Here is a 12287-nt window from a genome sequence, read left to right as displayed (position 1 = left end):
GAGGTTCCGGTAGCTCACGTAGGTGACGTAGAAGCACACCAGGCCCGAGACGACGAGGATCATCCGCTCGCGGGTCCAGTGGGTGCGTACGCGCTCGCGGACGATGCCCGGGATGAGCTGCGGATTCATGCGCGACGCCCACAGGGATCGGGGCAGCATGTCGAGCAGGAAGGCCCCGGCCACCAGCAGCGGGAGCCGCAACCACGACGGGCCGAGGAAACCCTCCGGGTCGACCAGCTTCCGTTCCAGGGTGATCGCGGCAACGAGCGCCAGCAGCCCCATCAGGGCGGCGACCCCGATGAGGAGGGCGTAGGCGGGGCGATACACGGCCGTCAGTCTAGGCAGACGCCGGCGTCAGTCCAGATTCGTGCCGACCGGGGCGACCCGGGCCGGATCGACGCTCAGCCGCACCTGCTCGCCCGGACCCCAGTGGCTGTCGCGGGGAGCAACCGCATCCACGAGACCGACATCACGCACGTCGACCACGAGCCGCAGCACCTCGGGGGTCGCCCTCGCCGACTCGACGGTGCCGCTGAGGCGACCGTGCTCGTCGGCCACGAGGGCCGAGCGGCGCAGCGCGAGACTCACGGAGCTCGCCGGGCCCACCCGGCTCTCCCGTCCGGATCCGACAGCCGCCAGCACCGTCGCGGCCGCCGACCCCGACAGCACCCGTGCGTAGCCGAGGAACAGTGCTGTCTCCTCGTCCGCCGGAGCCGACCACACGGCATCGATCGGTCCCGACTGGACGACCCGGCCCGCCCGCATGACGGCGAGCTGGTCGGCGACCTGGAAGGCCTCGTCATGGTCGTGGGTGACCATCAGCGCCGTGGTCCCGGCCGCGTGCAGGATCTTGCGCAGGTCGACCGCCAGCCGCTCCCGCAGCCCGGCGTCGAGGGCGGAGAGTGGTTCGTCGAGGAGCAGCAGCCTCGGCTCCACCGCCAGCGCACGCGCCAGGGCGACCCGCTGGCGCTCACCTCCGCTCAGCGTCGCGGGCAGGCGGTCGGCGTACCCCTCGAGGCCGACGAGCGACAGGAGGTCGTGCACTCGCTGGATGCCGGGTCGACGGCGCAGCCGCAGGGCGTAGCCGACATTGCGCGCGACGGTCATGTGCGCGAAGAGCTGGCCGTCCTGGAACATCAGCGCGAAGCCACGCTTGTGGGTGGGCAGCCGATCGACCGCACGACCGTCGAACGAGATGCCCCCGGACGTGAGCGGCTCCAGGCCGGCGACGGCACGCAGCAACGTCGACTTCCCACACCCCGAGGGGCCGAGAACCGCGAGGATCGATCCGTCCGGCACCTCCAGGGACACGTCGTGGACGGCCACGACACCGTCGTAGGCCACCGAGACGTCCGTGAGCGAGAGCATCGTCAGAAGGCTCCCACGTTCGGCACCCGCAGCCGTTCGACGGCGAGCATCACCACCGCCGTCGTCCCGGCCAGCACCACCGAGGCGGCGAGGGCCATCCCGAAGTTGAGCTCGCCCGGGTGGCCGATGAGCCGGAAGATCACGATCGGCACGGTCGGGTTGTCGTCGCGCGCCAGGAAAGAGGTGGCGCCGAACTCGCCCAGCGACGCGGCGAAGGCGAACCCGCTGGCCGCCAGCAACGGCTTCCACACGACGGGGAGCTCGACCGTCAGCAGTGCCCGCCACGGAGAGGCTCCGAGGGAGGCCGCGGCCTGACGCTGCCGGTCGTCGATCCCGGCGAGGACGGGGACGAGGGTGCGTACGACGAGGGGCAGCGCCACGAGCGCCTGCGCGATCGGCACCAGCAGGGCCGAGTCGCGCAGGTCCACCGGCGGTCGGTCGAGGGTGATCAGGAAGCCGAAGCCCAGCGTCACCGCGCTCACGCCCAGCGGCAGCATGAAGAAGCCGTCGAGCAGGCTCCGCACCCGCCGTTCGGACCGCGACTGGGAGCGTCGCGTGACCAGGACAGCCACGGCCAGCCCCATGAGCAGGGCCATCCATGTCGCGTCGACCGCCGTCCGCACCGACGTGAGCAGCGCCTCGGTCACGGGCACCAACAGCGCATCGTTGCTGCCGACACCGGTGAGTGCGCGGTAGTTGCCCAGCGACCAGCCGGCCTCGGTGCGGAAGGAGCCCAGCACCAGCGTCACGATCGGCGCCGCTACGAGCCCCAGCACCAGCACCGTGACCGCCAACGCAGGCACGTCACCCGACCGGATCCGACGTGGACGGGACGAGGTACGGGCGGCTGTCGCGTCCGGGACGGCCCGCAGCCGCGCCGCCAGCCCGAGCAGCGCGACCACGACCACCAGCTGCAGCACGGACAGGGCAGCAGCGGCCTGGAGGTCGAACAGCGTGGTCGTCAGCAGGTAGATCTCGGTCTCGACCGTCGCGTAACGCACGCCGCCGAGTGTCAGCACGATGCCGAACGCGGTGGCGCAGAACAGGAAGACGATGCTGGCCGCCGACACGATGGCCGGGCGCAGAGCCGGTAGGGTGACCGTCCACCACACCTGCACCGGGGACGCCCCCAGCGCAGCAGCCGCCTCGGCGGGCCGGGCGTCGAGGGACTCCCACGCTGCGCCGACCGCGCGGATCACCACCGCGAGGTTGAAGAAGACCAGTCCGATGACGATGGCCACCGGCGTGCCGTCGAGCCCGAGGAAGCCCAGAGGTCCGGCCTCACCGAGAAGCAATCGGAAGGCGACCCCGACCACCACGGTCGGGAGCACGAACGGCACCAGCAACGCGGCCCGGATCATCTTCCGGCCGGGCAGCGCGAGGCGGTGCAGCACGAAGGCCGCGGGCAGCCCGAGCAGGACGGAGATCGCGGTGGCGGCCGCCGCACTCCACACCGTGAACCACGCGACGCGGGCGACCCGCGGCCGGGCCAGCACCTGGAGGACCCCGCCGGGATCGAGGACGCCGTCGGAGACGAACCCCCGTGCGACCATCCCGCCGACCGGCAGCACGAAGAACACCGCGACCACAAGGACCGGGCCCGCGGCGAGCAGGGCGAGCGTGAGCCACCGCCTCACCGGACGGCCCTACCTGGTGACAACGTCCGTCCACTCGGTCAGCCACTGCTCGCGGTTCGCAGCGATGTCGGCCGGCGACACCGTCATCGGCGCGCTCGGCTGGACGGCGTGCTTGGCCCAGTCCGCGGGCACCTCGGCCTCGTCGCTGACGGGGAAGACGTACATCGCGGTCGGCAGCGCGGCCTGCACCTCCGTGCTCAGCAACCAGTCGATGACCGCCTCGGCACCGTCGGGGTTGGCCGCCCCCTCGAGCACCCCGGCGTACTCGACCTGACGGAAGCAGGTGTCGAGCAGCGCGGCAGTGGAGGACTTGTCGCTGCCCTTGGGCACGGTGAACGCGGGCGACGAGTCGTAGGAGACGACGATCGGGCGGGTGCCCTTGCCGCCGCCCTGGGTGAAGTCGCCGAAGTAGGCGTCCTCCCAGCCGTCGACGACCTTGGCGCCGTTGTCGAGCAGCCTCGTCCAGTAGTCGGGCCAGTCGTCGCCGTACTCCGCGACCGTGCTCAGGAAGAACGCCATGCCGGGCGAGCTCGTCGAGGCCCCGGGGGTGACGAAGAGGTCCTGGTAGGTCGGGTCGACGAGGTCGGCCAGGGTCTCGGGCGGGTTGATGCCCTCCTGCTCGAACCACTCCGTGTCGACGTTGACGCACACGTGGCCCACGTCGATCGGCGTGAGCTTGTCGGCGCCCTCCTCGAGGGCGAACTCCGCAGCGCCGGCGGGCAGGGTGGGCTCGTAGGTCGCGAACACCCCCTCGTCCAGCGGACGCGACGCGAAGGTGTTGTCGACCCCGAAGGCCAGGTCCCCGGTGGGGTTGCCCTTCGTCAGCGACAGCTTGGCCGTGAGCGTCCCGGCATCGCCCGCCGACCGGGTCACCAGGTCGATCCCGCTCTCGCGCTCGAAGGCGGCGACCAGCTTCTTGGGCAGGTTGAACGACTCGTGGCTTACGAGGACGACCTTCCCGCCGACGTCCTGCGAGCCGGCCGCAGCCTCGGGGCTGGGCTCGGTGGCGTCGGCGCCCGAGTCACCCATGGTGCTGCAGCCGGTGGAGAGGACGACGACGGTGACGGACGCGATCGAGATCGTTCGTAGGCGACGCAACATTGCGGTGACTCCCTATCGCCGGTGCTAACCGGATCAGGTTCGGAGGGTCTGCGGACGAACCGCACTCTCAGCACTGGCGTGCTCCCCTGTCTTGTGATGCCAGCGTACGCCGCAGCGCCGGTGGCGCAGAGCCCGGGTGGCCACCTCGTAGACACGAGTGACAATGACCGCATGACCGTGACGGTGCTGACCTTCGACGACCTCGACACCCGCACGGCCTACGCGCTGTGGCGCCTGCGGCAGCAGGTCTTCGTCGTCGAGCAGCAGTCGCCGTACCCCGATCTCGACGGGCGCGACCTCGAACCCGCCACCCGTCACGTCCTGGCGATCGACGGCTCGGCCGGAGACAGGGAGCTCGTCGGCTGCCTGCGGGTGCTCGACGACGGGGCGTGCGCCCGGATCGGCCGCGTCGTGGTGGCCCCGGCTGCCCGCGGCCGCGGGCTCGCGCGCGAGCTCATGGACGCCGCGATGGCGGAGATCGGCGGCCGCGAGATCCGGCTGGACGCACAGACGGGGCTCAGCGGTTGGTATGCGGGCTACGGCTTCGAGGTGAGCGGGCCAGAGTTCGTCGAGGACGGTGTCGCACACCTGCCGATGCGCAGGCCTCAGGCCGAGTAGAGCACCACGCCGTCCACGTGGCCCCGGGTCAGCGTCCCCCGCGCGACCAGCAGCTCGAGGTGGGCACGGGTCTCCAGGGTGGCGAGCGCGGCATTGAAGACGTCGAGGTCCTTGAGCGCATGCTCGTGCCGGGTCCACGGCAGCGCGCCCGCGATGTCGAAGGCCGACGACGACGCGTTGCCGTCGAGCACAGCGACACACAGGCCCAGCCGGGTCTCGTGATGGGCCAGCAGCTCGTCGATCCTCGCGTGGGCGGACGGGGCGACCGGGCCGTGGGCCGGCAGCAGCATGAGGTCGGGCAGCCCACGCACCTTGGTGAGCGAGGCCATGAAGTCACCCAGGGGCTGGTCGGCGAGGACCGGCTCGAAGCCGATCGAGGGGGTGATCGTCGGCAGGACGTGGTCGCCGGCGAAGAGCAGCCCGCTCGGCCGGTCGGCGAAGACGTAGTGCCCCTGCGTGTGACCCGGGGTGTGGACGGCGTCGATGGTGCGGTCGCCCACCGTCAGCGTGCTGTCGCCCTCGAGCCATTCGTCGGGGTAGTCCCACAGCGACAGGTCGGCGGTGTGGTTGCGGGTGAAGTCCTCCCACTGGCGCGCGATGTCGGCCGCTCCCGCGGCCACGAACATCTCGACGTGCGGGTCCTGTCCGCCCTGCGCTCCGGCGTGGATGAGGTCCAGCGTCGCCTTGTCGCCCAGGCCGAGCGAGACGTGCGAGCCGAACTCGCGACGGATCGTCACCGCCTGCGTGTAGTGGTCGCGGTGCACGTGCGTGACCAGGAAGCGCCGGATGTCGCGGACGTCGAAGCCGATGCCGTGCAGCGACGTCTCCAGCAGGGTGCGCGCCACCTCGATGGCCCAGCCGCCGTCGATGAGGGTGAGCCCGTCGTCCGCCTCCACGACGTAGACGTTGACCGCCCGCAACCCGTCCATCGGGAGCGGGAGCGGGATCCGGTGCACGCCCGGCGCGACCAGCCAGGCACCCGGCTCGGTCCAGTGGGTGCCCGAGTCGGGGGAGATCGCCTGTGCTGTGGAGGTCACCTGCCGGATCCTAGATCCCCCCTCGTCGGTGTCGGCTGGCAGTGTGAGGGGATGGACGACGTACGCGCGCTGCTGGACGACGAGCGTGCGCGGGTCCTCACTCGGCTGGCTGCCCTGACGGCTGACCACGACTCCGTGGTCGCCGCGTCCCTCGACACCAACGCCGATGACGAGCACGATCCCGAGGGCGCCACCATCGCCTTCGAGCGTTCGCAGATCGGGGCGTTGGTGAGACAGGCCCGGGCTCATCTCGCCGAGATCGTTGACGCGGTTGCTCGCCTCGAGGACGGGACCTACGGCACCTGCGAGGTGTGCCGTTGCGCCATACCGGAAGCGCGGCTCGAGGCTCGGCCGACGGCGCGGCGCTGCGTGGGCTGCGCAAGGATGTCCCCATGATCGAGGTGCTCAGCCCCAGCCGTTGGCCGCAGGCGCGCGAAGCGGGAGCGCTGGTCGGCCACATCCTCAGCACCTTGAGGGCCCGCAGCACCCCCGGCACCAACCTCCTGGACATCGATCGCTGGGCGCAGACGATGATCGGGGAGGCGGGCGCCCTGTCCTGCTACGTCGACTATGCACCGAGCTTCGGTCGCGGGCCCTTCGGGCACTACATCTGCACGTCGGTCAACGACGCCGTGCTCCACGGACTGCCGCACGACTACACCCTGGCGGACGGTGACCTGCTCTCCCTCGACCTTGCGGTGTCGCTCGGCGTCGTCGCCGACTCGGCGGTCAGCTTCGTCGTGGGCGGCGCGGGGTCCCCTGAGGACGTCGCGATGATCGAGGCGACCGAGCGAGCGCGGGCGGCCGGGATCGCCGCGGCCGGTCCGGGCGCCCGCATCGGCGACCTGTCCCACGCCATCGGATCGGTGCTGACCGAGGCGGGCTTCTCGATCAACCTCGACTTCGGCGGTCACGGCGTCGGCTCGACGATGCACCAGGACCCGCACATCTCGAACTCGGGACGGCCCGGCCGCGGATTCGCGCTGAGGCCCGGCCTGCTGCTGGCCCTCGAGCCCTGGGTCATGGCCGACACCGACGAGCTCGTCACCGACGCCGACGGGTGGACCCTGCGGAGTGCCACCGGGTGCCGGACCGCCCACAGCGAGCACACGATCCTGATCACCGAGGACGGCGCCGAGATCATGACCGTGCAACCCACGTGAGCCCCGCCGTGGGCGCAGTCGACGTGCAGTACGCCGACAGCGGCCGAGCGAGGGCAGGGCTGGTCGTCGGTGACGAGCTCACCTTCGACACCGTCGTGGCCGAGCACGTGGCCGACATCGCCCGCACGGCCCCCTATGAGCCCGGGGCGCTCTACCGACGCGAGCTCCCCTGCATCACGGCGGTGCTGGAGTTCGGCCCACCCCTGGAGCTCCTGGTGATCGATGGCTACGCCACCCTCGACCCGGACGGCCGCCCCGGTCTCGGCGCCCATGCAGCGGAGGCGTTCCGCCTGCCCGTCATCGGGGTCGCGAAGACACCGTTCCGCGGAGCGACCCATGCCGCTGAGGTCGTCCGCGGCGGTGGCAGTCGACCGCTCTACGTGACGACGGCGGGCGGCGTGGACCTGGCCGAGGCCGCACAGATGGTGTCCGCGATGGCCGGTCCCCATCGCATCCCCGCTGCCCTGGCCCGGGTGGACCGGCTGGCCCGCGGGCGCGAGCAGCCTGAGCTCAGGATGCGCTGAGCCCGCGCGCGGCAGGCGGCAGGTCGTCCTCGGAGGCGGCGGGCGCGGACAACGGCTGGACGGGCAGCTGCTCGACCTGCTCGCGGCACCACTGCGAGATGGGACGGGTCCCGTCCAGGACAGCCGCGCGGAACTCCGACCAGGGCTCCCACTTGGCCTCGGCCACCTCGGCCGGGTCGAGCCGGACCTCGTCGGAGGTCGTCGCCACGAAGACCGGGCACATCTCGTTCTCCACCGTCCCGTCCTGGACCGCGCGGTAGCGGAAGCGCGGAAGGAGCAGCCGCAGTCCGTCGATGCGCAACCCGAGCTCCTCGTGCACGCGTCGGCGTACGGCATCCGCGAGGTCCTCGCCGGGAGCCGGGTGACCGCAACAGGCATTGCTCCACACGCCGGGGAACGTTGCCTTGTCCAGCGCCCTCTGCGTGACCAGCACCAGACCGCGCCCGTCGAAGATGTGGACCGAGAAGGCGAGGTGGAGCGGGGTCTCCGCGTGGTGCACCCCGCGCTTGTCAGCCGTGCCCACAGCACGGCCGGCCTCGTCGAGCAGGACGACCGACTCGGACTTCATGCTGGCACCTCGATCGGTCGGGCGAGCTGGTTGACCGCTGCGGAGAAGAGCCACGGGGCCCGGGCCGCGGTCGCGACGAGTCGCCTGCGCACGGGTGGACGGGCGGTGGCCATCAGCAGCGCGTGGGTCATCAGCTCGTGCTGGCGGCCGATCCGCCGCGCCTGCTCCTCGTAGCGGGCCGGCGTGTCAGCGACCACGCACGCGACGGCGGCCCGGGCCTGCGCCAGGCCGATCGCGATGCCCTCCCCGGTGAGGGCGTCGACGTAGCCCGCCGCGTCCCCGACCAGCAGCACTCGGCCCGCCACCCGCCGGCGTGCCCGCTGCCGCAGCGGTCCGGCGCCCATGACCTTGGAACGGGGACCCGTTAGCCGCTCGCGCAGCACCGTGAAGCCCTCGAGCGCCTCCTCGAAGCCCGTGCCTGCGTCGGTCAGCACCGCGACGCCGATCAGGTCGCCGGCGACCGGCGTGACATAGGCCTCCGCCCCGGCTGCCCAGTGCACCTCCACGTAGGGCGCCCACGGTGCCTGCTCCACGTGGCGACGCAGTCCGAAGCGTCGCCGACCACCTGCGGCGACCTCAAGCCCGAGCAGCCGGCGCACGGGTGAGTGCAGCCCGTCGGCGGCCACGAGGTAGCGCGTGGCCTCGCCGTCGACGAGCAGGTGGTCGCCCTCGTCCCGGACCGACCGGACGGGGCGGGCATCGACGTCCACCCCCGCCACCGCGAGCGGCTCCGACAACGCCGCGTGCAGGGTCGTACGCCGCACGCCGCGCCCAGGTCCGAACCGGAACGTCGCCTCCGCCTGGGTCCCCGAGCCGTCGAGGTAACGGATGCCGTCGAGCCGGTGCCCTGTCGGGTCCACCGACAACGCCTCGAGCTCGGCCAGGGCGCCGGGCATGAGGCCCTCACCGCACGCCTTGTCGACGGGACCCTGCCGGGGCTCGCGCACCGAGACGTCGAGTCCGGCGCGAGCGGCGTGCAGGGCGGCTGCGAGACCCACCGGGCCGCCACCGGCGACGACCAGGTCACGCACCCGAGACCCCGGACACGACAGGCGGGAGCGACGCGAGCGCTGCGTCCTCGGCGCGGATTCGCACGGTGAGCAGCGCCGCGTTGGCGATCGTGAAGACCAGCGCCGTGATCCAGGAAGCATGGACGAGTGGCAGGGCGACACCCTCGACGACGACGGCGACGTAGTTGGGGTGACGGATGAGGCGGTAGGGCCCGGAGTCCACGGGCGGGAGCCCCGGGACCACGATGACGCGCGTGTTCCAGCGCCGACCCAGGGTGCCGATGCACCACCAGCGCAGGGCCTGCGAGGCGAGGACCAGGCCGAGCATCGACCAGGCGAGGGCGGACGGCACCTCAGGTCGGCCTACCCATGCCTCCGCCAAGGCACCCACCAGCAGGCCCGTGTGCAGGACGACCATGAAGGGGTAGTGCCCGAAGCCGGTCTCGACGCCACCGCGCTCGAGGCTCCAGGCGGCATTTCGCTTGGAGACGACCAGTTCGGCCAAGCGCTCGACGCCGACGAGTGCGACGAGGATCGTGAACGCGAGCAGGGTCGTCACGACGTGGCCCGCAGCAGCACGAACTCGGAGCAGAACCCCGGCCCCATCGCCAGCAGCACCCCGTAGGTCCCGGGTGCCGGCGGTCGGTCGCGGAGGGTGTCCTCGAGGACGTGCAGGACCGAGGCGGAGGAGAGGTTGCCGACCCGTGCCAGCGAGTCCCAGGTCAGGGCCAGGTCGTCGGGCGACACCTCCAGGGCTGTCTGGAGCGCCTCGATCACCTTCGGACCGCCCGGGTGGCACACCCACCAGCCGATGTCGTCGCGGGTGAGGTCGTGATCGGCGAGGAAACCGTCGACGTCCTCGCGCAGGTAGCGCTCGACCAGCGCCGGCACCTGGGCGTCGAGGACGATCCGGAGGCCGTTGCTGCTGACGTCGAAGCCCATGGTGCGCTCGCTGTCGGGATAGAGCCGGCTGCGCGACGCGAGCACCTCGACCGGACCCGTGCTGCGTGCGGAGCCGACCGCGACGACGGCGGCCGCTCCGTCACCGAAGAGTCCGCTGGCCACCAGGTTCGGGACGGACACGTCGTCGAGCTGCAGGGTGAGCGAGCACAGCTCGACGGCGATCAGCACGGCCGTGTCATCGGGGTGGCCGAGCAGGTAGTCGTGGACCCGGGCGATGCCGGCCGCGCCTGCCACGCACCCCAGGCCGACCAGCGGCATCCGCTTCACGTCGGGCCGCAGGCCGACGAGGGCGGCGATGCGCGAGTCCAGCGACGGGATCGCCAACCCGGTGACCGTGGCCGTCACCACGAGATCGACGTCGGAGGGCGTCAGGCCGGCCGCGTTGAGTGCGTCGACCAGGGCGCGGGCGCCGAGCTCGACGGCGTGCTCGATGAAGAGGTCGTTGCTGTGCCCGAAGTCGCGCAGCTCGGCATAGTCCGCCAACGGCAGCACCGTGTGGCGGCGATCGACACCGGCGTTGGCGTGGAAGCGGCGGAGCAGGGCCCGGTCGAGGCTGCCCTGTGCGATGACGCCCGTGAAGGCCTCGGTGATCTCCGCCTGCGAGTGGGAGTGCGGGGGCAGGGCACCGCGGACGGACAGGATCCTCATGGCAACTTCCTGGTGGGCGTGCAGGGACGACGGGACGGGTTGGTCATCGCGCACTCACCAGCATTGCCGCGTCGACCAAGGCGATCGCGACGGCCGCGACGAACGGGGCGCGACCGGGCGCAGTGACCACGACCACCGCAAGAGCGGCAACCAGGGCGCCCGCCCCCAGGGCGACTGCGAGCGGGGGCGACCCACCGAGCAGCACCACCGCTGTTGCCGCGAGCAGCACCACCGTGGCGACGGGAGCGATCCATCGGCGGCCCAGCCGGTGCGGAAGCCCGCGGACGCCGGTCGCGGCGTCGTCGTCGAGGTCGGGGAGCACGTTGAGCAGGTGCGCACCCACACCGAGCAGCGCACCGCCGACGGGCCACCACCACGGGGGCACGGCATCGCCGGCCAGCGCGACGAACGCCGTCAGGCCACCGAAGGCGACGGCGTAGGGCAGCCACGACCACACCGTCGACTTGAGGCCGAGGTTGTAGCTCCAGGCGGCCGCAACGCAGACCAGATGCACCAGGCCGGCGACCAGACCGCACGCGACGGAGAGCACGACACACAGCAGTACGGCGATGCCGCAGGCCGCCCGGACGACGCCGACCGGCACCGTGCCGGCGACCAGGGGCTTGTCGCGGCGATCGTTGTGGCGGTCGCGGGAGAGATCGATGAGGTCGTTGCTCCAGCCGACGGACAGCTGACCGGTCAGCACGGCGGCCACCACGAGGGCGGACACCGCAGGGTCGAGTGCCTGTGCGGCTGCCAGCAGGCCTGCCAGCCCGGTCACGGCGAGAGCGGGGCCGATGTGAGCGGCGGCGACGAGCCCGACCACGGCCGAGGACGAGGGGCGGGTGTCGACGTCTCCCGTCATGGTCACCCCGCCGAGCCCGCCCAGGTGGCGTACGCCCGCACGGACGGGGTGACGATGCCGTCGACGCCGAGCCGGGACAGGGCTCCCCACTGCGCGGGTGAGTCGGCGTAGCCGCCCACCACGATCACGCCCTTGCGGTGCAACCTCTTGACCCGCGACTTCGTCAGGCTGGCTGCGGGCACGTTGTAGCCCTGGACCTTCCCGAGCGAGGCACGCACCTTCTGCCAGCCGCTGACGATCAGCTGGGTGTCGAGCCGGGGCGCCAGTCGCCGGACGCGCTCGAGCACCGTGAGGCGCAGCGAGGAGACCGCCACCCGCTCGAAGACGTCGGACTTCTTGAGCAGGGTCACCACGGCACGGACCTGCCCGATCGACCAGTTGCTCCCCTTGAGCTCGATCATCAGCGAGGCACCGTTCTCGGCAGCCCATTTCAATGACTCGTTGGCGGTGAGGATCGGCTGCTTCGTCGTGTTCTCGCGGCACTGCCTGACGAGGTCGCGCTGCGTCCAGGAGCCGATGGGTCCGGCACAGTTGGTCGTCCGCCCGACCCCGCTGTCGTGGAGCACCACGAGCCTGTCGTCCTTGGTCCGGCGCCAGTCGGTCTCGATGGCGGTCGCCCCGTCGGCGAGGGCACGACCGAAGGCCGGCAGCGTGTTCTCGCCGAGCGTCCTGGTGGGTGCGCCACGGTGGGCGGTCACGGTGAAGTCGGGCTCCGCGAGGGCCGGGGCGGCGGTCAGGGTGACGCCCAGGACGAGCGCGACAGGGACGAAGCGGCGTACGAACAC

The 12287-nt window shown here is 71.9% G+C and carries 14 protein-coding genes, 1 pseudogene and 1 riboswitch; of the genes and pseudogenes, 4 read left to right on the top strand and 11 right to left on the bottom strand.

The genetic code is table 11. The features are described from left to right. The 4 genes and pseudogenes from JWN68_RS16465 to JWN68_RS16450 form a co-directional block, all read right to left on the bottom strand. A pseudogene (locus tag JWN68_RS16465) lies at positions 1–327 on the bottom strand (inositol phosphorylceramide synthase); the annotation flags it as partial. Between the two features lie 27 nt (positions 328–354). After that, on the bottom strand, positions 355–1368 hold the full coding sequence (locus JWN68_RS16460; protein WP_297740883.1) for an ABC transporter ATP-binding protein: 1014 nt from the start codon (positions 1366–1368) through the stop codon (positions 355–357). Between the two features lie 2 nt (positions 1369–1370). Further along, positions 1371–3005 (bottom strand): ABC transporter permease subunit, encoded by a 1635-nt coding sequence (locus tag JWN68_RS16455; protein WP_297740881.1) that lies wholly within the window; start codon positions 3003–3005, stop codon positions 1371–1373. 9 nt (positions 3006–3014) lie between these two features. Then, positions 3015–4106, bottom strand: a complete 1092-nt coding sequence (locus JWN68_RS16450) for a thiamine ABC transporter substrate-binding protein (protein ID WP_297740879.1) — start codon at positions 4104–4106, stop codon at positions 3015–3017. Beyond that, positions 4099–4204, bottom strand: a riboswitch (TPP riboswitch). Its footprint overlaps the gene before it by 8 nt. A 73-nt stretch (positions 4205–4277) precedes the next feature. Between JWN68_RS16450 and JWN68_RS16445 the strand changes: the two genes are divergently transcribed. Next, positions 4278–4724: a GNAT family N-acetyltransferase gene (locus JWN68_RS16445; RefSeq protein ID WP_297740877.1), complete on the top strand. Its 447-nt coding sequence runs from the start codon at positions 4278–4280 to the stop codon at positions 4722–4724. Here JWN68_RS16445 and JWN68_RS16440 read toward each other — a convergent pair. Beyond that, positions 4712–5761 (bottom strand): MBL fold metallo-hydrolase, encoded by a 1050-nt coding sequence (locus tag JWN68_RS16440; protein ID WP_297740875.1) that lies wholly within the window; start codon positions 5759–5761, stop codon positions 4712–4714. The genes JWN68_RS16445 and JWN68_RS16440 overlap by 13 nt on opposite strands. A gap of 51 nt (positions 5762–5812) precedes the next feature. On the opposite strand from JWN68_RS16440, the gene JWN68_RS16435 reads away from it, so the two are divergent. From JWN68_RS16435 to JWN68_RS16425, 3 genes are read left to right on the top strand one after another with little or no spacing between them, the layout of a single operon-like run. Next, a complete protein-coding gene (locus tag JWN68_RS16435) occupies positions 5813–6157 on the top strand; it encodes a TraR/DksA C4-type zinc finger protein (RefSeq protein ID WP_297740873.1) in 345 nt (114 codons plus the stop codon). Further along, entirely contained in the window at positions 6154–6924 is a 771-nt protein-coding gene (gene map / locus JWN68_RS16430) for a type I methionyl aminopeptidase (protein ID WP_297740871.1), read from the top strand. Before JWN68_RS16435 ends, map begins: the two co-directional genes overlap by 4 nt. After that, on the top strand, positions 6921–7448 hold the full coding sequence (locus tag JWN68_RS16425; protein WP_297740869.1) for an endonuclease V: 528 nt from the start codon (positions 6921–6923) through the stop codon (positions 7446–7448). The genes map and JWN68_RS16425 overlap by 4 nt, the downstream gene beginning before the upstream one ends. Here the strand turns inward: JWN68_RS16425 and idi are convergent. The 6 genes from idi to JWN68_RS16395 are packed head-to-tail and all read right to left on the bottom strand — an operon-like array spanning position 7435 to position 12287. Then, complete coding sequence (gene idi, locus JWN68_RS16420) at positions 7435–8016, bottom strand: isopentenyl-diphosphate Delta-isomerase (protein ID WP_297740867.1); 582 nt, start codon at positions 8014–8016, stop codon at positions 7435–7437. The genes JWN68_RS16425 and idi overlap by 14 nt on opposite strands. Further along, the gene (locus tag JWN68_RS16415; RefSeq protein ID WP_297740865.1) at positions 8013–9047 is read right to left on the bottom strand and encodes an FAD-dependent monooxygenase; all 1035 of its coding nucleotides are present in this window, start codon (positions 9045–9047) and stop codon (positions 8013–8015) included. Before JWN68_RS16415 ends, idi begins: the two co-directional genes overlap by 4 nt. Next, on the bottom strand, positions 9040–9585 hold the full coding sequence (locus JWN68_RS16410) for an isoprenylcysteine carboxyl methyltransferase family protein (protein ID WP_297740863.1): 546 nt from the start codon (positions 9583–9585) through the stop codon (positions 9040–9042). The genes JWN68_RS16415 and JWN68_RS16410 overlap by 8 nt, the downstream gene beginning before the upstream one ends. Further along, on the bottom strand, positions 9582–10637 hold the full coding sequence (locus JWN68_RS16405) for a 3-oxoacyl-[acyl-carrier-protein] synthase III C-terminal domain-containing protein (RefSeq protein ID WP_297740861.1): 1056 nt from the start codon (positions 10635–10637) through the stop codon (positions 9582–9584). The genes JWN68_RS16410 and JWN68_RS16405 overlap by 4 nt, the downstream gene beginning before the upstream one ends. A 43-nt stretch (positions 10638–10680) precedes the next feature. Next, the gene (locus JWN68_RS16400) at positions 10681–11502 is read right to left on the bottom strand and encodes a UbiA family prenyltransferase (RefSeq protein ID WP_297740887.1); all 822 of its coding nucleotides are present in this window, start codon (positions 11500–11502) and stop codon (positions 10681–10683) included. 2 nt (positions 11503–11504) lie between these two features. Then, positions 11505–12287, bottom strand: coding sequence for a glycerophosphodiester phosphodiesterase (locus tag JWN68_RS16395; protein WP_297740859.1), 783 nt, complete (start codon positions 12285–12287; stop codon positions 11505–11507).

This window comes from Nocardioides sp., assembly GCF_025964975.1.
GTDB lineage: Bacteria > Actinomycetota > Actinomycetes > Propionibacteriales > Nocardioidaceae > Nocardioides.
Note: the sequence above shows the minus strand (reverse complement) of the source record. Positions and strands in the feature narration are given on the sequence as shown.

Bases quoted from the DNA above. Each gene is read 5' to 3' on its own strand.
- JWN68_RS16460 (WP_297740883.1), bottom strand. From the start codon at position 1,368: ATGCTCTCGCTCACGGACGTCTCGGTGGCCTACGACGGTGTCGTGGCC.
- JWN68_RS16450 (WP_297740879.1), bottom strand. From the start codon at position 4,106: ATGTTGCGTCGCCTACGAACGATCTCGATCGCGTCCGTCACCGTCGTC.
- JWN68_RS16445 (WP_297740877.1), top strand. From the start codon at position 4,278: ATGACCGTGACGGTGCTGACCTTCGACGACCTCGACACCCGCACGGCC.
- JWN68_RS16435 (WP_297740873.1), top strand. From the start codon at position 5,813: ATGGACGACGTACGCGCGCTGCTGGACGACGAGCGTGCGCGGGTCCTC.
- map (WP_297740871.1), top strand. From the start codon at position 6,154: ATGATCGAGGTGCTCAGCCCCAGCCGTTGGCCGCAGGCGCGCGAAGCG.
- idi (WP_297740867.1), bottom strand. From the start codon at position 8,016: ATGAAGTCCGAGTCGGTCGTCCTGCTCGACGAGGCCGGCCGTGCTGTG.
- JWN68_RS16405 (WP_297740861.1), bottom strand. From the start codon at position 10,637: ATGAGGATCCTGTCCGTCCGCGGTGCCCTGCCCCCGCACTCCCACTCG.
- JWN68_RS16400 (WP_297740887.1), bottom strand. From the start codon at position 11,502: ATGACGGGAGACGTCGACACCCGCCCCTCGTCCTCGGCCGTGGTCGGG.